Origin of the sequence: Streptomyces sp. NPDC052023 (genome assembly GCF_044548465.1) — a bacterium.
Lineage (GTDB): Bacteria > Actinomycetota > Actinomycetes > Streptomycetales > Streptomycetaceae > Streptomyces.
In genome coordinates, this window is the sequence record NZ_JBIUBW010000001.1 from 788,533 (window position 1) to 806,686 (window position 18,154).

The 18,154-nt window shown below is 71.9% G+C and carries 18 protein-coding genes and 2 tRNA genes; 4 read left to right on the forward strand and 16 right to left on the reverse strand.

Annotation, left to right across the window (positions count from 1 at the left end; genetic code table 11):
- The first annotated feature begins 500 nt into the window (after nucleotides 1-500).
- A complete protein-coding gene (locus ACIHCM_RS03640) occupies nucleotides 501-1,739 on the forward strand; it encodes a cytochrome b/b6 domain-containing protein (RefSeq protein WP_399888463.1) in 1,239 nt (412 codons plus the stop codon).
- Nucleotides 1,736-3,346, forward strand: coding sequence for an NADH-ubiquinone oxidoreductase-F iron-sulfur binding region domain-containing protein (locus ACIHCM_RS03645; RefSeq protein WP_399888466.1), 1,611 nt, complete (start codon nucleotides 1,736-1,738; stop codon nucleotides 3,344-3,346). The genes ACIHCM_RS03640 and ACIHCM_RS03645 overlap by 4 nt, the downstream gene beginning before the upstream one ends.
- A 119-nt stretch (nucleotides 3,347-3,465) precedes the next feature.
- Here ACIHCM_RS03645 and ACIHCM_RS03650 read toward each other — a convergent pair.
- Nucleotides 3,466-3,538 (reverse strand) — tRNA-Ala (locus tag ACIHCM_RS03650).
- Nucleotides 3,539-3,657: 119 nt separating this feature from the next.
- Between ACIHCM_RS03650 and ACIHCM_RS03655 the strand changes: the two genes are divergently transcribed.
- A complete protein-coding gene (locus ACIHCM_RS03655; RefSeq protein ID WP_399888469.1) occupies nucleotides 3,658-4,848 on the forward strand; it encodes a glycosyltransferase 87 family protein in 1,191 nt (396 codons plus the stop codon).
- On the opposite strand, the gene ACIHCM_RS03660 is transcribed toward ACIHCM_RS03655, so the two are convergent.
- The 9 genes from ACIHCM_RS03660 to ACIHCM_RS03700 form a co-directional block, all read right to left on the reverse strand.
- The gene (locus ACIHCM_RS03660) at nucleotides 4,827-5,060 is read right to left on the reverse strand and encodes a hypothetical protein (RefSeq protein WP_003976229.1); all 234 of its coding nucleotides are present in this window, start codon (nucleotides 5,058-5,060) and stop codon (nucleotides 4,827-4,829) included. The genes ACIHCM_RS03655 and ACIHCM_RS03660 overlap by 22 nt on opposite strands.
- A gap of 3 nt (nucleotides 5,061-5,063) precedes the next feature.
- Nucleotides 5,064-5,240, reverse strand: coding sequence for a hypothetical protein (locus ACIHCM_RS03665; RefSeq protein ID WP_393112439.1), 177 nt, complete (start codon nucleotides 5,238-5,240; stop codon nucleotides 5,064-5,066).
- Between the two features lie 206 nt (nucleotides 5,241-5,446).
- Nucleotides 5,447-5,519: transfer RNA gene (locus ACIHCM_RS03670), tRNA-Ala, on the reverse strand.
- A gap of 119 nt (nucleotides 5,520-5,638) precedes the next feature.
- Nucleotides 5,639-6,316, reverse strand: a complete 678-nt coding sequence (locus ACIHCM_RS03675) for a histidine phosphatase family protein (RefSeq protein WP_399888734.1) — start codon at nucleotides 6,314-6,316, stop codon at nucleotides 5,639-5,641.
- Entirely contained in the window at nucleotides 6,307-6,753 is a 447-nt protein-coding gene (rsfS, locus tag ACIHCM_RS03680) for a ribosome silencing factor (protein ID WP_393112441.1), read from the reverse strand. The genes ACIHCM_RS03675 and rsfS overlap by 10 nt, the downstream gene beginning before the upstream one ends.
- A gap of 70 nt (nucleotides 6,754-6,823) precedes the next feature.
- Entirely contained in the window at nucleotides 6,824-8,536 is a 1,713-nt protein-coding gene (locus ACIHCM_RS03685; RefSeq protein ID WP_399888472.1) for an LCP family protein, read from the reverse strand.
- Between the two features lie 16 nt (nucleotides 8,537-8,552).
- A complete protein-coding gene (nadD, locus tag ACIHCM_RS03690; protein WP_385382452.1) occupies nucleotides 8,553-9,179 on the reverse strand; it encodes a nicotinate-nucleotide adenylyltransferase in 627 nt (208 codons plus the stop codon).
- A 32-nt stretch (nucleotides 9,180-9,211) separates the two neighbouring features.
- Nucleotides 9,212-9,376 (reverse strand): hypothetical protein, encoded by a 165-nt coding sequence (locus ACIHCM_RS03695; protein WP_399888476.1) that lies wholly within the window; start codon nucleotides 9,374-9,376, stop codon nucleotides 9,212-9,214.
- 110 nt (nucleotides 9,377-9,486) lie between these two features.
- Nucleotides 9,487-9,636, reverse strand: coding sequence for a hypothetical protein (locus ACIHCM_RS03700; protein ID WP_399888479.1), 150 nt, complete (start codon nucleotides 9,634-9,636; stop codon nucleotides 9,487-9,489).
- A gap of 124 nt (nucleotides 9,637-9,760) precedes the next feature.
- On the opposite strand from ACIHCM_RS03700, the gene ACIHCM_RS03705 reads away from it, so the two are divergent.
- Complete coding sequence (locus tag ACIHCM_RS03705; protein WP_399888737.1) at nucleotides 9,761-10,927, forward strand: M48 family metallopeptidase; 1,167 nt, start codon at nucleotides 9,761-9,763, stop codon at nucleotides 10,925-10,927.
- Nucleotides 10,928-10,933: 6 nt separating this feature from the next.
- Here the strand turns inward: ACIHCM_RS03705 and ACIHCM_RS03710 are convergent, their stop codons facing one another.
- The 6 genes from ACIHCM_RS03710 to ACIHCM_RS03735 all read right to left on the reverse strand — a co-directional run bounded on the left by ACIHCM_RS03710 (nucleotide 10,934) and on the right by ACIHCM_RS03735 (nucleotide 18,142).
- Nucleotides 10,934-12,004, reverse strand: a complete 1,071-nt coding sequence (locus ACIHCM_RS03710) for a hypothetical protein (protein WP_399888481.1) — start codon at nucleotides 12,002-12,004, stop codon at nucleotides 10,934-10,936.
- Between the two features lie 111 nt (nucleotides 12,005-12,115).
- Nucleotides 12,116-12,751 (reverse strand): hypothetical protein, encoded by a 636-nt coding sequence (locus tag ACIHCM_RS03715; protein WP_399888484.1) that lies wholly within the window; start codon nucleotides 12,749-12,751, stop codon nucleotides 12,116-12,118.
- A gap of 31 nt (nucleotides 12,752-12,782) precedes the next feature.
- The gene (locus ACIHCM_RS03720) at nucleotides 12,783-14,069 is read right to left on the reverse strand and encodes a glutamate-5-semialdehyde dehydrogenase (protein ID WP_399888487.1); all 1,287 of its coding nucleotides are present in this window, start codon (nucleotides 14,067-14,069) and stop codon (nucleotides 12,783-12,785) included.
- Nucleotides 14,070-14,141: 72 nt separating this feature from the next.
- Nucleotides 14,142-14,657, reverse strand: coding sequence for a hypothetical protein (locus ACIHCM_RS03725; protein WP_399888490.1), 516 nt, complete (start codon nucleotides 14,655-14,657; stop codon nucleotides 14,142-14,144).
- Between the two features lie 136 nt (nucleotides 14,658-14,793).
- Nucleotides 14,794-15,900, reverse strand: coding sequence for a glutamate 5-kinase (proB, locus tag ACIHCM_RS03730; protein ID WP_399888740.1), 1,107 nt, complete (start codon nucleotides 15,898-15,900; stop codon nucleotides 14,794-14,796).
- Nucleotides 15,901-16,066: 166 nt separating this feature from the next.
- Nucleotides 16,067-18,142 (reverse strand): hypothetical protein, encoded by a 2,076-nt coding sequence (locus ACIHCM_RS03735; protein WP_399888493.1) that lies wholly within the window; start codon nucleotides 18,140-18,142, stop codon nucleotides 16,067-16,069.
- Between the last annotated feature and the right edge of the window lie 12 nt (nucleotides 18,143-18,154).

Genomic DNA, 18,154 nt, shown 5'->3' on the forward strand with positions numbered 1-18,154 from the left:
CCTCGCACAGGAGGGGACGCCGCGCCGACTCCGGCCACTCGACTCACCCGGTGGCCGGGACTGATCAGCGCGGCCCGCTAAGCAGAAGGCGTACGGCACGCATGGCGTCAGGGTACCGCAGCGCCGGAGCGGGTCGCGACGGGCTTCCGGCCGGATCACACATGAACAACGGCGCCCCTGATTCCGTACCTGAGGGTTGTGAAGAACTGGAAAAGCTGAGCAACGTTCAATTGTTACCTGGCGTAACGGCCGCTAAGGGGACAACACAAGCCCCTCGCGGCCCATTGATAACAACGCAATAACTCAAACGCCGTACCCCCCGGTATGGAGCCACTTAGAGTGCGGCAGCGGGACCGCCTTCCCGAACCGTTCGGAGTTGCCCCCATGAACCCTCGTCCCCTCAGCAGCTCGCCGCCCGCACCGGGCCCCTCGGCCCCAGGGACGGCGGCCGCCGGCAGTCGGCCGTCCATATCCCGCCCCGTCACGCCGGGAGGCAGGTCGTGAGCACGGACCCGAACGACAGCACGGTGGACGACGCGTTCCTGGAGTTCCTCAACTTCGGCGTCGGCGTCCTGTGTCTCGTCTGCCTCACCTGCTCGGTGATCTGGGGGCTCGTCGCCCAGGACCGGATGATCCTCAGCACCCGGCAGAGGATCGCCGCGCAGGCCATCCACCGGATCACGTCCGTCGCGTCCCTCGCGTTCCTCGTCGTGCACATCGTCGCGAAGCTGGCACTGGAGCACACCAGCTGGATCGCCGCGTTCATCCCGTTCGGGCTCCTCGTCACCGGCGGCGACCAGTTCACGGGCACCGCCTTCCTGATCGGCCTGGGCACCCTTGCCGCGCTGCTCATGATCTTCGTCGGGGTCACCGGGGCGATGCGCAACCGGTTCGCGGCCCCGGGGCCCGTCGCGGCCCGCTGGCGGGCGATGCACATGCTGGCCTATCCGGCCTGGTGCGCCGCCCTGATCCACGGGCTGTTCGCGGGCCGCCCCGCGAAGCCGTTCTTCATGCTGTGCTACGAGCTGTGCGTGGTGGCGGTCGCCGCGGCGCTGGCCCTGCGCGCGGCACCGCGCCCCGTCAAGCGAAAGGTCGCCGACCTGATCGCACGGTTCATGGGCGGCGCCGGGCCCGCCGTCCGTGAGGCGCTGGACGCCAGCCGGGCCAGGGCGGCGGAGTCCTCGCTGCCGGGCTACGAGCGGCAGGCACGCCACGACGCGACGGGATCCCAGCCCCGTGTGCCGCCCTCGGCCGGCCCCCTGTATCAGTCCCCCGCGCCACCCCCCGCCCAGGAGCCCGCCCCCGGCTTCGCCGCCGCCTACCGCGCGGTGTCGTCTCCTTCACGCGCGCGGGGGGCCTTCCCGGCCGACCGGAACGCCCATGTGGAGCAGCTGACCGACCTCCAGCCCACAGAGGCCCTCCCGCGCGTGGAGAGCACGTCAGGCTCCTGGCCGATCCCGTCCCCGCCCCCGGTCGGCGAGGCACCCCCGTCGGCGTACGACCCGCTCCAGGACACGGGATACAACATCCCCGCCTATGGCAATCCGGGCGCGTCCGGCTACGGGTCGAGTGATGTGTACGACACCGGTGAGATGAACGCCGCGTTCGGCACGTACTACCCCGACGACACGTACAACAACAGCGGTCCCGCCACCGAAACACTGCCCGGTGCGTCCTACGACTTCGACGCACCGGGTTCGGGCGAACCTTGGAACGCGCCTTCCGGAGGCTTTAAGTGAACGAGGCCCTGCCCGACGTCCCAGAAGTCCGCGTCGTCGGCCTTCCTCAGCTCACGTCGGGCTTCGACCTTGTCGAACGGCTCGATCTGCCCATGCATCTGAAGGTGCACGGGCCGCTCGAACCGCTGGGCGGCGAGCAGCTCGCCCAGCTCGCCGAGCGCATCAACCTCAGGGGCCGCGGCGGCGCCGGCTTCCCCTTCCACAAGAAGCTGCGCTCGGTCGCCGAAGCGGCGATCAAGCGCGGCGTCCGCCCCGTCGTCGTCGTCAACGGCAGCGAGGACGAACCGGCCTGCCGCAAGGACACGGTGCTGATCAACCGTGCTCCGCACCTGATCCTGGACGGCGCCCTGCTGTGCGCCGAGGCCCTGGGTGCCCGCACGCTCGTGGTGGGGGTCACCCGTGAGTCCACGCAGCGCTCCATGGAGGCCGCGCTCGCCGAACGCGGCCTGAGCAACGGCCGTCGCTCGGCCCTGCGCGCACGCGTGCAGCGCAACCCGGTCCGCATGGTCACCGGCGCCGCCGCCTCCCTGATCCGCTCGATCGACGGCGGCCCGGCGATCCCGCCCGGCCGCAAGATCAGCGCCTCGCAGAGCGGCGTCGGCGGCGCACCCACGCTGCTGTCGAACGCCGAGACGTTCGCGCAGCTGGCGATCGCCGCCCGCATCGGCCCGGAGCGCTACGGCAACACCGGCCTGTACGACGAGCCGGGCACCGTCATGCTGACGGTCTCCGGCGCCGTCGCCCGCCCCATGGTCATCGAGGTGCCCACCGGTGTGCCGCTCCGCTACGTCCTGCAGCTCGCCGGCGGCCCGCCGGTCCCGCAGGGCGTGCTGACCGGCGGCTACCACGGCAAGTGGATCGACGCGGCAACGGTGAACGAGGCGATCGTCTCCCGCAACTCGCTGGACGCGGTGGGCGGTTCGCTGGGCGCCGGCGCGATCCTGCCGATCAGCCAGGACACCTGCCCGCTGGGCGAGTCGCTGCGGGTCGCCCAGTGGCTGGCCGAGGAGAGCGCGGGCCAGTGCGGCCCCTGCTACCTCGGCCTGCCCGCCGCCGCGCGCGGCCTGGAGGACATCCTGGGCGGCGGCGGCCCCGCGGCCCTGGAAGCGCTCAAGCAGGTCGCCAAGAACGTCAAGCGGCGCGGCGCCTGCTCGCACCCCGACGGCTCCGCGATGTTCCTCGAATCCACCGTCAAGGCCTTCACGGACGACCTGGCGGCCCACGTCCTCGGCAACGGCTGCGGGCGGCCCGTGCACGGCGTGCTGCCGCTCTTCGAGGGCGGCCAGACCCCGACGGGCATCCCGGGCGGCGGCGGCTCCGGGGACAACGGCCCCAGTCGCCAGAAGATCTACGTCGACTGGACGCTGTGCCGGGGGCACGGCCTGTGCGCCGACATCCTCCCGGAGGTCTTCGAACTCGGCGCCGACGGCTTCCCGACCGTCGCCCAGGCCCAGGTGCCGCGCCGCGCGGAGGACAAGGCGCTGCGCGCGGTCCGCCGCTGCCCGGCGCTCGCCCTGCGGATCGAGGAGCAGGCGGAGCGGCCGCCGGCCCGCAACACCCTCCCGGTCCTCTCCCAGGGCCGTGGGCGGCGCGCCCTGGGCCGCTGACCCCGACGCAGACGAAGGGGCCGCCAGGGACCGGCGGCCCCGCCCGCATCGGAATTCCGGGGAAACACGAAGATCCCACCGAGTCGCACTCGGTGGGATCCGCAAGATGATTCCGATTGTGGAGCTAAGGAGAATTGAACTCCTGACCTCCTGCATGCCATGCAGGCGCTCTACCAACTGAGCTATAGCCCCTTGCAGTCATCGACCGCTCCGCCGGTCCCCCGGCGGCGACGCCAACATTACACGGTCGACCGGGCACTCCACCAAATCGTTTCCTGTCTGCGCCGATACGACCGATATGGTCGGCCCTCGTGACCGTGATCACGTCCACCGCAGTCCACCGCCGGACGCCCGTCGCACTCGGCGTCTGCCTGCTCTCCTTCGCGGCGTTCTGGATCGCCCAGCGGGCCGCGCACGTCTCGATGGTCGACCTGCTGGTGTACCGCGCCGAGGGCGCCACCGTGCGCGCGGGCGGCGACCTGTACGCCCTGCGCGCGACCACCGCCCAACTGCCCGCCACCTACCCGCCCTTCGCCGCCCTGCTGTTCACCCCGCTGACGCTGCCGGACACGGGGTCCCTGCGCACCCTGGCCACCGCCGGGAACCTCGCCCTGCTGGTCGTGTTCGTGCGGCTCTCCCTGCGGCTCGTGGGGCACACGCGCGCGGAGGCCGTCTGGTGGGCCTCGGCGGTGGCCGTGTGGTGCGAGCCGGTGTGGACGACCCTGCGCTACGGCCAGGTCAACCTGCTGCTCGCCGTCCTCGTGCTGTGGGACCTCTCCCGGCGCCCGGGTGAGCGCTGGGCGGGTGTGGGCATCGGCATCGCGGCCGCCGTGAAGCTGACCCCGGCGCTGTTCGCCGTCTTCCTGCTCGCCACCGCTCTCGTGGCACGCCGCAGGAACCGGGAGGGCCCCTGGCTGCGGCACGCGCGCGGGGCCGTCACCGCCTTCGCCGGGGCGACGCTGCTCGCGGCGGCCGTCCTCCCGTACGACTCCTGGCGGTTCTGGACCGCCGTGGTGTTCCGGGCGGACCGGGCCGGGCATGCCGAGGAGACCGCGAACCAGGCCCTGCGTGGCGTTCTGGCGCGTCTGCTGCACACTCCCGACCCGGGGGCGCTCTGGGTCGCCGTGGCGGCTCTCGTGGCCGCCGCGGGGCTGGCGGTGGCGGTGCGGGCGGAGTTGCGCGGCGAACGGGCCTGGGCGGTGGCCGGGTGCGCCGTCACGGCACTGCTCGTCAGCCCGGTGTCGTGGTCGCACCACTGGGTCTGGTGCGTGCCGCTCGTCCTGCTCCTCGCGGCCCGCCACCGCCGGGCGGCCGCCGCCGGCGTGCTCCTGGTGTTCTGCTCGTACGCCCTGTGGTGGGTACCGCACACCCCCGGTCGGCCCGAACTGCACCAGAACCCGGCCGAGTTCGCCCTGTCGGGGCTCTACGCCGCCACCGGCTGCCTCGTCCTGGTGATCGCCGCCACCATCACCCGGAGAGGTCAGGCCGTCACGAACGAGTAGAACCGCTTGAGCGTGCAGTGCTCTTCGAGGAGCCGCCCGTAGATCGGCTCACCCTCCAGTTCGCGGTACGTCTCGATCGGGTCGCCTTTTATGATCAGCGCCCGCGCGCATTCCTCGCACCAGTACTGGTAGTCGGGGTTCACCGGTTCCATGTCGCGGACGATCGGCGTACCACTGCCGCACCAATCGCACTTCCGCCTGTGTGCACCCATCGATCAGCTCCAGCTGTGGCCGCAGGCCGTGCACACGTAGGAGATCCCGCCGTTGTCGCCGAGCACCTGGGCGACATGCGCGGAGCCGCAGGAAGGGCAGCTGAGCCGGGTGGTCGTGTCCCGTATCAACGCCGCTCCGCCAAGGAGGTGGCCGACCTCCCCGAGGATGCTCGCAGGCATCGGTACTCCCTCCCGTCGGGCCGCGCCCCCTTCCGGCCGTTTGATTCTGCCACGGCCGGGCCAATACGGTCAGCGACGCCTTGGTACCAGTCCGGCCACGCGCAGCAAGGGACGCCTCCACAGAGGTATACGCCTGCTGGACCAGGACTGCTCAAACGTGTGACGACGAAAAATCCCGCCCCCTCGACGGGGACGGGATTCGTCCGTGGAGCTAAGGAGAATTGAACTCCTGACCTCCTGCATGCCATGCAGGCGCTCTACCAACTGAGCTATAGCCCCTGGCCCCCACGCGGCGGAGCCGCATGGTGTTTCGCCCCGCTCGGCGGGGCGAACAAGAAGAACTTTAGCCTGCGACCTGCCGGAAAGTGAAATCCGGGCCCCCGCGGTGCCGACAGCGCTCAGTCGTCGTCGCCGAGCACCGGCTCCGGGAGCGTGCCGGCGTTGTGCTCCAGCAGCCGCCAGCCGCGCGCGCCCTCGCCGAGGACGGACCAGCAGCAGTTGGAGAGGCCGCCGAGGCTCTCCCAATGGTGGGGTTCCAGGCCGAGGAGACGGCCGATGGTGGTGCGGATCGTGCCACCGTGGCTGACGACCACCAGGGTGCCGTCGTCGGGCAGCTTGTCGGTGTGCCGCAGCACGACCGGGGCGGCCCGGTCGGCCACCTCGGACTCCAGCTCGCCGCCGCCGCGGCGCACCGGCTCACCGCACTTCCACGCGGCGTACTCCTCGCCGTGGCGGGCGATGATCTCGTCGTGCGTCAGGCCCTGCCAGACGCCCGCGTACGTCTCGCGCAGGGCCTCGTCGCGGTGCACCTCCAGACCGGTGAGCGCGGCCAGCTCGGCGGCCGTGTGCGCGGCGCGCATCAGGTCGGAGGCGATGATCGCGTCCGGCTTGAGGGAGGCGAGCAGACGGGCGGCACGGCGGGCCTGGGCGACGCCGACCTCGGTGAGTTCGACGTCCGTGGAGCCCTGGAAGCGGCGCTCCACGTTCCAGGCCGTCTGCCCGTGCCGCCACAGGATGATCCGCCGCCCGCGGCCCGGCTTGGCGGCGCTCACCTCGCCGGTGGCGCTCACCGCCAGTCACCACCCGTTTCGGCGGCCTCCTCGGCGGCCTGCAGCCGGGCGTGCTCGGCGGCCTTGCCGCGGGTGGCCTTGGCGTCGGCGGGCAGTTCGAGCTCGGGGCAGTCCTTCCACAGCCGCTCCAGGGCGTAGAAGACACGCTCCTCGCTGTGCTGCACGTGCACGACGATGTCGACGTAGTCGAGCAGGATCCAGCGGGAGTCGCGGTCGCCCTCGCGGCGCACCGGCTTGGCGCCCAGCTCCTTCTGGAGCCGTTCCTCGATCTCGTCGACAATCGACTTGACCTGGCGGTCGTTGGGCGCGGAGGCGAGCAGGAACGCATCCGTGATCGACAGCACGTCGCTCACGTCGTACGCGATGACGTCGTGCGCGAGCTTGTCGGCGGCCGCCTGGGCGGCGGTGGTGATGAGTTCGAGGGAGCGGTCTGTTGCGGTCACTACGCGGCTTTCCGTCGGCGGTCACTTGTATCACCAGGGTCTCACGGACCGCCGACGGCGCCTTCACGCATTACCCGGCGGGGGCCGGCTCGTAGTCCTGGCCGAGGACCACGGAGACGTTCGCGTTGGCGGAGACGTCTCCCTCGGCCACGGCGCTCTCGGGCAGGCCCAGCGTCTTGGCGACCTCGGTGGCGTTCTCCTTGTCGGCGGCGTCCGCGTAGGTGACCTCGGACGAGGGCCGGGCACCGCTCGCCGCGCCCCCCTCCAGGAAGGTGAAGCCTCCGTTGAGGAGCACCACGCGCGCCTTCTCGGTGTTGTCCTTCACACCACTGGCGTTCTGCACCGAGACCCGGACGGCGGCGTCCTGGTCGGGGCTCTTCGCGGTGCCGCCGAGGATGTCCTTGACCACGCCGGCGCCCGCCTGGGCGCTAAGCGTGCCGTCGGTCTGGACCGGCAGCACGGCGGTCTTGTAGTCGCCGCTCTTGGCGAGGTCGGACAGCTTGGCGAGGAAGGTGCCGAGGTCCTTGTCGGTCAGCGACGGGTCGAGGATCTGCGCCAGTGTCTGGACGGTGGTCGTGGCGGCCTGCGGGTCGGACGACAGCTTGCGCAGCACCCCGTGCATCACCTGCCCGAACCGCTCCAGCTGGGCGTTCTGGTCCTCGCCCGGGGCGCGGTAGGTGGCGTAGGCGACGGCCATCTTGCCGCTCAGGGTCTGGCCCTCGCCCTTGCTGACCAGCGGCGCCTCGCCCTTCTTCTTGGCGGCCGGGTCGGGCACGTCGGCGTCGGTGTCGACCTCGACGTTGCCGACGAGGTCGACGAGGTTCTGCAGGTACGGGGTGTCCAGGCGCCAGGTGCCCTGGATGGAGGTACCGAGGACGGTGTCCAGGGCCTCCCGGGTGCCGGAGGAGCCGTCGTCGTCGACCGACTTGGCCAGTGTGGTCGTACCGTCGTCGCCGGACAGCCCGAGCGCGTTGGGCAGCAGGACGGTGGTGCCCTGCTGGGTGGTGGCGTTGTCGACGAGCAGCGCCGTGGAGGTGCCGCCCTTCTTGGTGTCATGCAGGTGTACGACGATCACGTCCCGCTTCTGCGCCGCGGAGGACGTCGTACCGCCCTTGCTGTCCTCGGGCGAGGACAGGCCCGGCAGCTTTCCGGCGTACCAGAGGTAGCCCACCCCTCCGGCGGCGACCAGCGCGAGGACGACGACCAGGGCGACCAGGCGGCTGCGGGCGCGGCGCTTGGCCTCCTCGCGGCGCTCGGTGCGGTTCTCGGTGAACGCCAGCCAGTCGATGACGTCCTCGGAGTCCTGGTCGGGCTCCTCGACGAAGGCGAACTGCTCCGTCCGGTAGTCGCGGTCGTGGTGGCCGTCATTGCCGTCGCGGCCGTCCCCGGGGCCGGAAGCGCCTCGCGCCTGCTCCTGGCGCTGACCGGGATCGGCCGGCCGGGCCTGCTGCGGGATGTACGCGGTCTGCTCGGCGACGCGGGGCTGCTGGCCGCTGGTGGCGGTCTGCCCGTAGGGGTCGTACGTCTCGTAGGAGTCGTACGAGGTCACGGGCGGCTGCTGGCCGGTGCCGTAGGGGTCGTACGGCGGCACCGGCTGCTGCCGGCCGGTGGCGTACGGGTCGTAGCCGTAGCCCTGCTGCTGCGCGTAGGGGTCGTAGTGCTGCTGGGCCTGCTGCTGGGCGGGCACCTGCCGGTACACCGGCTGCCCGTACTCGTCGTAGCCGACGAGTTCGTACTGGTCGGCGCCGTATCCTGCGGCCCCCGCGTCGTATCGGTCGTTCACCGGTGCCCCTCTCGGCTCACTCGCCGCGGTACAGCTGTCGCTTTGCGATGTAGCGCACGACTCCGTCCGGCACCAGATACCAGACGGGGTCGCCCTTGGCGACTCTCGCACGGCAGTCCGTGGAGGAGATGGCGAGGGCGGGAACCTCGACCAACGAGACGCCGCCCTCCGGAAGCCCGGCGTCGGTCAGGACATGGCCCGGCCGCGTGACCCCGATGAAGTGCGCGAGGGAGAACAGCTCCTCGCTGTCGCGCCAGGTCAGGATCTGGGCGAGGGCGTCCGCGCCGGTGATGAAGAACAGGTCCGTGTCGGGATTGAGGGAGCGCAGGTCACGCAGGGTGTCCACGGTGTACGTGGGGCCCCCGCGGTCGAGGTCGATACGGCTCACCGAGAACTGCGGGTTCTCGGCGGTCGCGATGACCGTCATCAGATAGCGGTCCTCGGCCGGGGAGACGCTGCGGTGGGTCTTCTGCCAGGGCTGCCCGGTCGGTACGAACACCACCTCGTCGAGGTGGAACTGGGCGGCGACCTCGCTGGCCGCCACCAGGTGCCCGTGGTGGATCGGGTCGAACGTCCCGCCCATGACGCCGAGCCGGCGCTTGGCCGGGGTCGACGGGCCGGTAGGCATGTCCTGCTCTCCCATGCGTGCAGACCCTACCGGCCCTGACCGTGGAGTCAGCGGTCGCGGTTGAAGCGGGTGGTGATCCACAGCAGCAGCATCAGGGCGATGAACGCGCCGCCGCCGGTGAGCAAAGGGCTGAGGCTCTCGTGGTTGCCGCCGTGCTCCTCGCCCTCGGCGGCGAGAGTGACCAACTGGGCAGCGGCGCTGTGGAAGCTCATCTTCGGCAGAACCTATCGCGTGTGGGCGGGATAAAGACGTCGGCTCATCGTAAGCGGGGGCCTCGGCCGCGCTCACGCCGACTCCGCCGTCGAGCAACCTTCCCGGGCCCTCAGTCGTCCTTCCGCCTGTAACCCCGAAGCAGCAACCATCCCGTCAGCACACAGCCGACGACCATCACGATCAGCACGACCCGGAGGAGATTCCCCGCCCCCTGCTCCGGTGCGGCGCTGAGCCAGTCGGTCGCGGCGATGTGCTCCATGGTGCGGGACTCCTTCGTCGTACTGCCCGTCCACGGTATCTCCGCCTAGGCTGGGGCTGGCTTCGGGGGCGTACAGGAAAGCGCGAAGCGAACACCAGGCACACCGACGCACATGGGGGACCACATGTCCGACGACGGCCACCAGCAGGACGGGCACGAGAGGGTGCCGAGCAGGCAGCGCAGGCGCTTCCCGGAGATCTCCTCGCGCGCGTACGAGCACCCGGCGGACCGCTCCGCGCTGGTCGCGCTGCGCAAGCTGAGCGGCTTCGACACGGTCTTCAAGGCGCTCAGCGGCCTGCTGCCCGAGCGAAGCCTCAGGCTGCTGTTCCTGTCCGACTCGGTGCGCGTCTCAGACCGTCAGTTCGCCCATCTCAACGACATGCTGCGCGACGCCTGCTACATCCTGGACCTGGAGAAGGTCCCGCCGATGTACGTCAACCAGGACCCGCTGCCCAACGCGATGTGCGTCGGTCTGGACGAGCCGATCATCGTCGTGACCACGGGGCTCGTCGAGTTGCTCGACGAGGAGGAGATGCGGGCGGTGATCGGCCACGAGGTGGGCCACGCCCTGTCCGGCCACTCCGTGTACCGCACGGTGCTGCTGTTCCTGACCAACCTCGCCCTGCGGGTCGCGTGGATCCCGCTGGGCAATGTCGCGATCATGGCGATCGTGACGGCGCTGCGCGAGTGGTTCCGCAAGTCGGAGCTGTCCGCCGACCGCGCCGGGCTGCTGGTCGGGCAGGACCTCCGGGCCTCGATGCGCGGACTGATGAAGCTCGCCGGCGGCAACCATCTGCACGAGATGAACGTGGACGCCTTCCTGGAGCAGGCCGAGGAGTACGAGGCGGGCGGCGACCTGCGCGACTCCGTGCTGAAGATCCTCAACGTGCTGCCCCGCTCCCACCCGTTCGCCACGATCCGCGCCGCCGAGCTGAAGAAGTGGGCGGCCTCCCGCGACTACCAGCGGATCATGGACGGCCACTACCCGCGGCGCGGCGAGGACAAGGACACCTCGGTCACCGACTCCTTCCGCGAGTCGGCGGCGAGCTACGCGGGGCAGGTGCGGAACAGCAAGGACCCGCTGATGAAGCTGGTCAACGACATCGCGGGTGGCGCGGGGGACCTCGGCAGCCGGGTGCGGCGGGGCTTCGGCGGCTTCGCGGCCGGCGGCGCGGGTTCCGGTGCGGGTGCCGCGGGCGCGCCGGGCTCCGCGGGCACGACGGGCTCGACGGGCACCAATGGTTCGGGCGGCTCCACCGGGTCCACGGAGCCGCCGCGCGACGAGGACTGACCCGCTTCAGGCCCTCGGCTGCGCGCTGTCCGCCAGCGTCCCGCACAGCGCCGCCGTGCCCTGCGGCGCGTACGGGTCGGTGCCGGCCGGGCCGCCCGCCTTGGGGGTCTGGCCGGCGAGCAGCGGGCGCAGGTGGCCGGTGGCGTCGTCGGCGCAGGACAGCGGCCCGGCCTGGAGCGAGGAGCCGACCAGCTCTGCCTGGTGCAGCCGCAGGTCGTCGCGGTCGAAGCGGAAGTGGAGCTCGCGCCGGACGGTGAACAGGGAGACCTGGGTGCGCTCACCGGCGCCGGCCGGTCGCAGCGCGTACACGAACGTGTGGTCCGAGGTGACCTCCAGGGTGGAGGTGTCGGCCTCGACGGCCTCCAGCGAGCCCTGCACCCGGATCTTGCGGTCGGCGAGCTCGGCCCGTGAGGGGTCGAAGCGCACCAGCCAGCCGATGGGGGCGTGCCGGCCGTCGGCGGCCGGATGCGCGAAGCTCCGGTCGAACTGCTCGAGTTGGTCGGGGTCGAGCAGCACGCGCACGGGCCTGGTCTGCCCGCCGGTGAGCACGTCGGGGTAGAGCGAGGAGCGCACGAGGTAGTCCTTCGCCGTGGTCAGGGCGGTGACGACCTGGGCGTCGGAGAAGTTCGCGGTGCGCCGGGCGGCCGGGAGCGTGATGCCCTCGGCGCCGACACGGAACTGGGCGGCCGGACTGCCGGCGTAGAGCCGGTCGGCGTCGGCGCCGCCGGGGACCCTGCCCCGTGGCGTGAGCGGGATGACGGTCATTCTCAGCGGATCGGCGAGGCGGCCGGCCTGCGGGGTCTGGTAGGGGTGCCGTACGCCCATGTAGAGCGCGGTGCCGAAGGCGATCGCGATGAGGACGACCAGGAGCAACGCCTGCCGGGACAGGCCCCGGCGCGTGGGCGTGCGGCGGCGGACGGCGGGCGCGTGGTCGGCCAGGCGCTCCTGCGCGGAGAACTCCTGGAGAGGGGCAGCGCGGATGAACGACTCGTCGAACACGACGGATCGGTATTCGTCGTCCGCACCGTTGGAGGCGCCGTCGGGTGTCCCCTCAGGTGGTTCTCCAGGCCCGCCCATATCTTCAGAGTAGGTCTCCGGAAGCCCGGGTAAACGCCTCGCTGCACGACAACTTCTGACAGGTACTCACCAAGTACGGGAGCCTCTGTGCGGGCGGTCGGAACCGGCCTCTCAGGGGGTGCGCGGGACCGCCGAGACGGCCGGCCGGGAGTGGTCGGCGGAGGCGGAGGGCGCCGTCGGCGTGCCGTGCTCCAGGCCGGTCGAGGCGGGCGGCGGGACCTGGTCCTGGCGGTGGGACGAGGCGCCCCGGTAGACCGCGGCGAAGGCCAGAGCGATCATGCCGACGCCCATCAGGAGGGCGAGCAGCCAGGCCACGGGCCGGTGCCAGCGGACCTGTTTGCCGTACGCCCCGTCGTGGTCGTCGAGGACGTCGCATTCGTCCAGGTCGTCGAGGTCCGGGTCGCGGCCGAATTCGCCGGGGTCGTCGGGGCCGTACGCGTCGTCGTAGCGCTCGCGCCTGCCGTGCGCCCGGCGGGCCTCCGCCTCGGAGGCCTCGGCTCTGGCCTGCGCGGCGGCCACGAGGCGCTCGACTGCGGTCGGCTCGTGCACCGCGGCCGACCGTACGAAGGCCTCGTCGAAGACCACGGAGGCGAACTCTTCGTCCGACACCCCGTGGTCGTGGTCGTCGTCGGGCTCCCAGCCGTCAGGGAACGGCGTGCCCCCCACGTCCTCCGGCACGGATCCAGAGTAGACCTGGGGGGTCAATTTGGGCAGACGGTATGGAAATTCATCCGCCTGCGGGGACATCTCCCGGCCGCGCGCGCCGGGGGCGTGCGCCTCAGCGCCGTACGTGCCCGTCGCCGGTCACGATGTACTTCGTGCTGGTCAGCTCCGGCAGCCCCATCGGCCCGCGGGCGTGCAGCTTCTGCGTGGAGATGCCGATCTCGGCGCCGAAGCCGAACTGGCCGCCGTCGGTGAACCGGGTCGAGGCGTTCACCGCGACGGTCGTGGAGTCGACCAGCTGGGTGAAGCGGCGCGCGGCCTGCTGGGAGGTGGTCACGATGGCCTCGGTGTGGCCGGAGGTCCACAGCCGGATGTGCTCGACGGCTTTGTCCAGGGAGTCCACCACCGCCGCGGCGATGTCGTAGGACAGGTACTCCGTCTCCCAGTCCTCGGCGGTCGCCTCGACGACGGTCGCCTTGCTGTCCCCGGCGTACGCCATCACCCGCTCGTCGGCGTGCACGGTCACCCCGGCCTCCGCGAGGGCGTCCAGGGCGCGCGGCAGGAACCGGTCGGCGATGTCCCGGTGCACCAGCAGCGTCTCGGCGGCGTTGCACACGCTGACCCGCTGGGCCTTGGAGTTGATCAGCACCTCGACGGCCGTGTCCAGGTCGGCGTCGGCGTCGACGTAGACGTGGCAGTTGCCGGTGCCGGTCTCGATCACCGGCACGGTGGACTCCTGGACCACCGTGCGGATCAGCGAGGCCCCGCCGCGCGGGATCAGCACGTCGACCAGGCCGCGCGCCCGCATCAGCTCGCGCACGCTCTCGCGGCTGTCGCCGGGCACCAGCTGCACCGCGTCGGCGGGCAGCCCGGCGCCGCCGACGGCGTCGCGGAGCACCCGCACGAGCGCGGTGTTCGACTCGTACGCGGAGGCGGAGCCGCGCAGCAGGACGGCGTTGCCCGACTTCAGGCAGAGCGCGGCGGCGTCCACGGTGACGTTCGGCCGGGCCTCGTAGACGATCCCCACCACGCCCAGCGGGACGCGGACCTGGCGCAGGTCGATGCCGTTGGGCAGGGTCGAGCCACGGACCACCTCACCGACGGGGTCCGGCAGCGCGACGACGTCACGGACGTCGGAGGCGATGGCCCGCACCCGCTCCGGGGTCAGGGTCAGCCGGTCGACGACGGACTCGCTGGTGCCGGCCTCACGGGCCTTGGCCACGTCCTTGGCGTTGGCCTCGACGATCTCGCTCGTACGGACCTCCAGGGCGTCCGCGACGGCGAGCAGCGCGTCGTCCTTCACGGCCCGCGGCAGCGGCGCGAGGTCGGCGGCGGCGGCCTTGGCGCGGTAGGCGGCCTGGGTGACCGGGGTCATGGAGTCGTACGGCGAAAGCGTGGTCATGAGGGAAGGGTAGTGCGCGGCGCGGAGGGCTTCACCGGTCATCCCAAACCCCGAGACACGGGCGCAAACCTCTCAAAACGGGTGCACGCCCACGGGTGACGCGGGCGGCGGGCCGTATCCCTCGGAGATGCGCTGGTGGTAGGTGACCCGGTCGATGACCTCAAGGCCGACGATCTCCCAGGGCGGCAGCCCGGCGGTCTGCCGGTGCTCGCCCCACAGCCGCAGCGCGACAGCGGCCGCGTCGTGCAGGTCGCGGGCTTCCTCCCAGTACCGGATCTCCGCGTGGTCGTCGGCGTATCTGCTGGTCAGCAGGAAGGGATGGTCGTGGGCGAGCTGTTCGAGGGCACGCCGGACCTCCGGCAGCGGGGCCGCCTCGCCGGAGACGCTGAGGGTGACGTGCCACAGCCGGGGCAGGTCCTCGGGCTCCTCGCCCGGGTAGCGGTCACCGGCGGCGACGCTCGTGAGGGCGCGCTCCTCGCCCGCCGGGCGGGGGGAGGCTCCACCGGCACCGCCGCGGGACGCTGCCCCAGGGCGCACTCGTCTCACGACGGCCTCCTTTACACGATGGTCGAGCAGGGGTCGAGCCATGCTCGTGCGGAATCTGCCTGTGAAACAAAGTTGAGCAGGCCCCGCGGGATCGCGGGGCGGTTTTGCGGAACGTCCACCTCAGGGCGGCGGCATTTGCGGGGCGTTCCCCCTGTTTTCGGCCGCGCGCCAACCCGTGTCAGTGGTGCAGGATCACCAGATCGTCCCGGTGGACGACTTCACGCTCGTACGCCGGCCCCAGGTCGCGCGCCAGCTCCCGGGTGGAGCGGCCGATCAGCAGCGGGATCTCCTTGGCGTCGAAGTTGACCAGCCCGCGCGCCACGGCGTGACCCGTGCCGTCCCGCAGTTCGACCGGGTCGCCGGCGCTGAACTCGCCCTCGACGGCGGCGATTCCGGCCGGCAGCAGCGAAGTGCGGCGCTCCACGACCGCGCGTACGGCTCCGTCGTCCAGCGTCAGCGCCCCCTGCGGGGCGGAGGCGTGCTGGAGCCACAGCAGGCGGTCGGCGGAGCGCTTGCCGGTGGGGTGGAAGAACGTGCCGGTGTCCTGGCCGGTCAGCGCGTCGGCGGCGTGGACGGCGCTGGTGAGGACGACGGGGATGCCCGCGGCGGCGGCGATCCGGGCGGCCTCCACCTTGGTGACCATGCCACCGGTGCCGACACCGGCCTTGCCGGCGCTGCCGATCTCCACACCGGAGAGGTCGTCCGGGCCCCGTACCTCCGCCATCCGCGAGGTGCCCGGCCTGCTGGGGTCGCCGTCGTACAGGCCGTCCACGTCGGAGAGCAGGACCAGCAGGTCGGCGTGGACCAGGTGGGCGACGAGCGCGGCGAGCCGGTCGTTGTCGCCGAAGCGGATCTCGTCGGTGGCGACGGTGTCGTTCTCGTTGACGATCGGCAGGGCGCCCATCGCGAGGAGCTTGTCCAGGGTGCGGGAGGCGTTGCGGTGGTGGGCGCGGCGGCTCATGTCGTCGGAGGTGAGCAGCACCTGGCCGACGCGGACTCCGTAGCGGGCGAAGGAGGCGGTGTAGCGGGCGACGAGCAGTCCCTGGCCCACGCTGGCGGCCGCCTGCTGGCGGGCCAGGTCCCGGGGGCGGCGGCGCAGGCCCAGCGGGGCGAGACCGGCGGCGATGGCACCGGAGGAGACCAGCACGATCTCCTTCTCACCACCGCTGCGGATCTTGGCGAGGACGTCGACGAGCGCGTCGACCCGGTCCGCGTCCAGCCCGCCGGAGGCGGTGGTAAGCGACGAGGAACCCACCTTGACGACGATCCTGCGGGCCTCGTGCACGGCCTGCCTTGCCCCTGCCACCTTGCTGTCTGTCCCCTCGCGTAGGTCCGGTGCCCCGGAACCGCAATCTACGCGAAGCGGATCGTCCACCGCGCGCCGGTCCAGCGTCCGGGACAGGGGCGTGACGAGAAGGCGGGAAAGCCGGGCAGGCGGGCGCGGTGGTGTCTCAGACCGCCGGCTGTCCGGCGTCCTCCGGCTCGACCTCCTCCACGGCCCCGGCCGCGACATGCGACTCCTGGGCGAGGCTGCGGGTCCGGGCCTTCCGCGCCAGGTCCGCCACCGCCGCGTTGAACTGGTCGATCGGCCTCGGCTCGTCCGGGCCCAGCAGATACCGTTTCAGCTCCTCGCGGTCCCCGGCCAGCGGGTCGGCCGCCGGATCGCGGACCGCCGCCAGCAGGCCGTCCAGCTCGGCGGCGCCGTTGCCGAGGATCACCGCGGCGCGCACGGCGGTGTTCTGCCGCTTGAACTCCTCGGCACCGAGCTCGGCCGAGTCCGTCACCGCGTACGGCTTGCCGCTGGCGATGAAGTCGGAGACCACGCTGGAGACGTCGGAGACCATCGCGTCGGAGACGTTGAAGCAGTCGTACAGGCGCGGCTCGGCACCCGTGACGACGCGGTGCTCGTACGACGGGACGGAGCGCCAGTAGGCGTCGTTCCGCCCGGCGCGCAGCCGGGCGATCTCCTGGTGCCTGGCGAGGTCGGTCATGCCCTCACGGGTCGCCTCGGCCTCGTCGCCCCTCGCCGCGGCGGTCGTGCCGGACAACTGGGTGAGCCGCGCCTCGATCCGGGCCAGCTCGGCCTGGGCGGCGCTCCGCGCGGCGGCGTCGTCGGTGAAGGCCGGGTCGGCGGCGCGCTCCGCGGCCGCCTGCCCGACCAGGGCCGTGATCCGCCGGTGCGCGGCCTTGGCCGCGGCGCTGCGGGTGCCGGTGAAGGGGTGCGGCTTGTACAGGACACGTACCGGCGGGTCGGCCGTGACCAGGTGCCGCACGATGTTCTCGCCCGCGAGCAGGATCGAGGTGTTGCCGGGGTTGTCGTCCCAGCCCTCCCAGGTCGGGGCGTACAGCACCGTGGGCATACGCCCGTCCGGCACGCCCTGCCAGGTCCGGATCGGCGCCAGCTGCGGGCGGCCCACCTCCACGATGTCCTCGTCGCGGACACCGACGTCGGCGAGGGCGTAGCGGTCGCGGCCCGCCCGGCCGGCGGTCCACACCTCGTCGTACACCTTGCTGAACGGGTTGACGCTGGCCAGCTTGTCGCTGTCGCCGTGGCCGATGAAGACGTGCTTGATGGTCGGGACCCGCAGCATGTGGATGTTCTTGCCGACGTTCGCCGCGTACAGCGCGACCCGCACGGTGGACAGGTCCATGTTCATCAGGTGCACCCCGCCGGGCACGCAGACGACGGGGACCGTGGTGGGCGCCAGGTTCTGCAGGATGACCCGCTCCCGCAGGATGATCAGCGGCCTGGTGTCCAGCCGCTCCATGGTCTCCAGCCACATGTTGACCTGGTAGGCCGAGTCCTTGGAGCCGGAGAAGTACAGCACCGTCTCCGGACGGTACTCGCGCAGCCAGTCGTCCACCGCGGCCAGCACGGCGTCGGGGCGGGACGGCACCCGCCGGCCGCGCACGTACGGCATCAGCGCGAGGGCATAGCCGCAGCCCAGCACGAGGGTCACGGCGATGCCCGCGAACCCGGCGGCGGCCGAGTCGGTGGCCGCGGCGACGAGCACGCCGACGACGGCGGCGAGGTCGAGGTGCAGCATCTTCTCCGCCGAGCGGTGCAGCAGCCGGCGGGGCGGGGCGTCGGGGACGCGGACGCGCGACGCGAGGTCGACGTTGCGGGTGGCGACCGGCAGCCTGCGGCGGTTGCGGATCAGGGTGACCAGGGCGCCGTGCGGGGCCTGGAGGCCGTAGAAGGCGATGAAGCAGCCGACCGCGCCGTAGAAGAGCGGGTTGTCCGAGAGCGAGAGCCGGGCCAGCAGCAGGACCAGCAGCAACTGCCGGATCAGGAAGCGGATCGACAGACCGGCACGGACCTTGCTGAGCCGGTTGACCAGATAGCTGCCTCTGCGGTGCAGGTAGTGGTCCGCCAGATACGTCACGGCGGCCGCGGCCGCGAAGGCGGGGACGCTAGGGGCGAGAGCGGCGAGCATGAGGCAGGGATAGCCCAGCAGCATGAGGGCCGCCGCGGCCAGCTCGGCCGCGCTGCCCACCCGGGCGACGCGTATGGCGGTGGAAATCACGAGGAACCTGTT

Coding starts and splice junctions, on each gene's coding strand:
- ACIHCM_RS03660 (WP_003976229.1), bottom strand. CDS start 5,060: ATGGGTGCACACAGGCGGAAGTGCGATTGGTGCGGCAGTGGTACGCCG.
- ACIHCM_RS03665 (WP_393112439.1), bottom strand. CDS start 5,240: ATGCCTGCGAGCATCCTCGGGGAGGTCGGCCACCTCCTTGGCGGAGCG.
- nadD (WP_385382452.1), bottom strand. CDS start 9,179: ATGGGAGAGCAGGACATGCCTACCGGCCCGTCGACCCCGGCCAAGCGC.
- ACIHCM_RS03695 (WP_399888476.1), bottom strand. CDS start 9,376: ATGAGCTTCCACAGCGCCGCTGCCCAGTTGGTCACTCTCGCCGCCGAG.
- ACIHCM_RS03700 (WP_399888479.1), bottom strand. CDS start 9,636: ATGGAGCACATCGCCGCGACCGACTGGCTCAGCGCCGCACCGGAGCAG.
- ACIHCM_RS03705 (WP_399888737.1), top strand. CDS start 9,761: ATGTCCGACGACGGCCACCAGCAGGACGGGCACGAGAGGGTGCCGAGC.
- ACIHCM_RS03710 (WP_399888481.1), bottom strand. CDS start 12,004: ATGGGCGGGCCTGGAGAACCACCTGAGGGGACACCCGACGGCGCCTCC.
- ACIHCM_RS03715 (WP_399888484.1), bottom strand. CDS start 12,751: ATGTCCCCGCAGGCGGATGAATTTCCATACCGTCTGCCCAAATTGACC.
- ACIHCM_RS03720 (WP_399888487.1), bottom strand. CDS start 14,069: ATGACCACGCTTTCGCCGTACGACTCCATGACCCCGGTCACCCAGGCC.
- ACIHCM_RS03725 (WP_399888490.1), bottom strand. CDS start 14,657: ATGGCTCGACCCCTGCTCGACCATCGTGTAAAGGAGGCCGTCGTGAGA.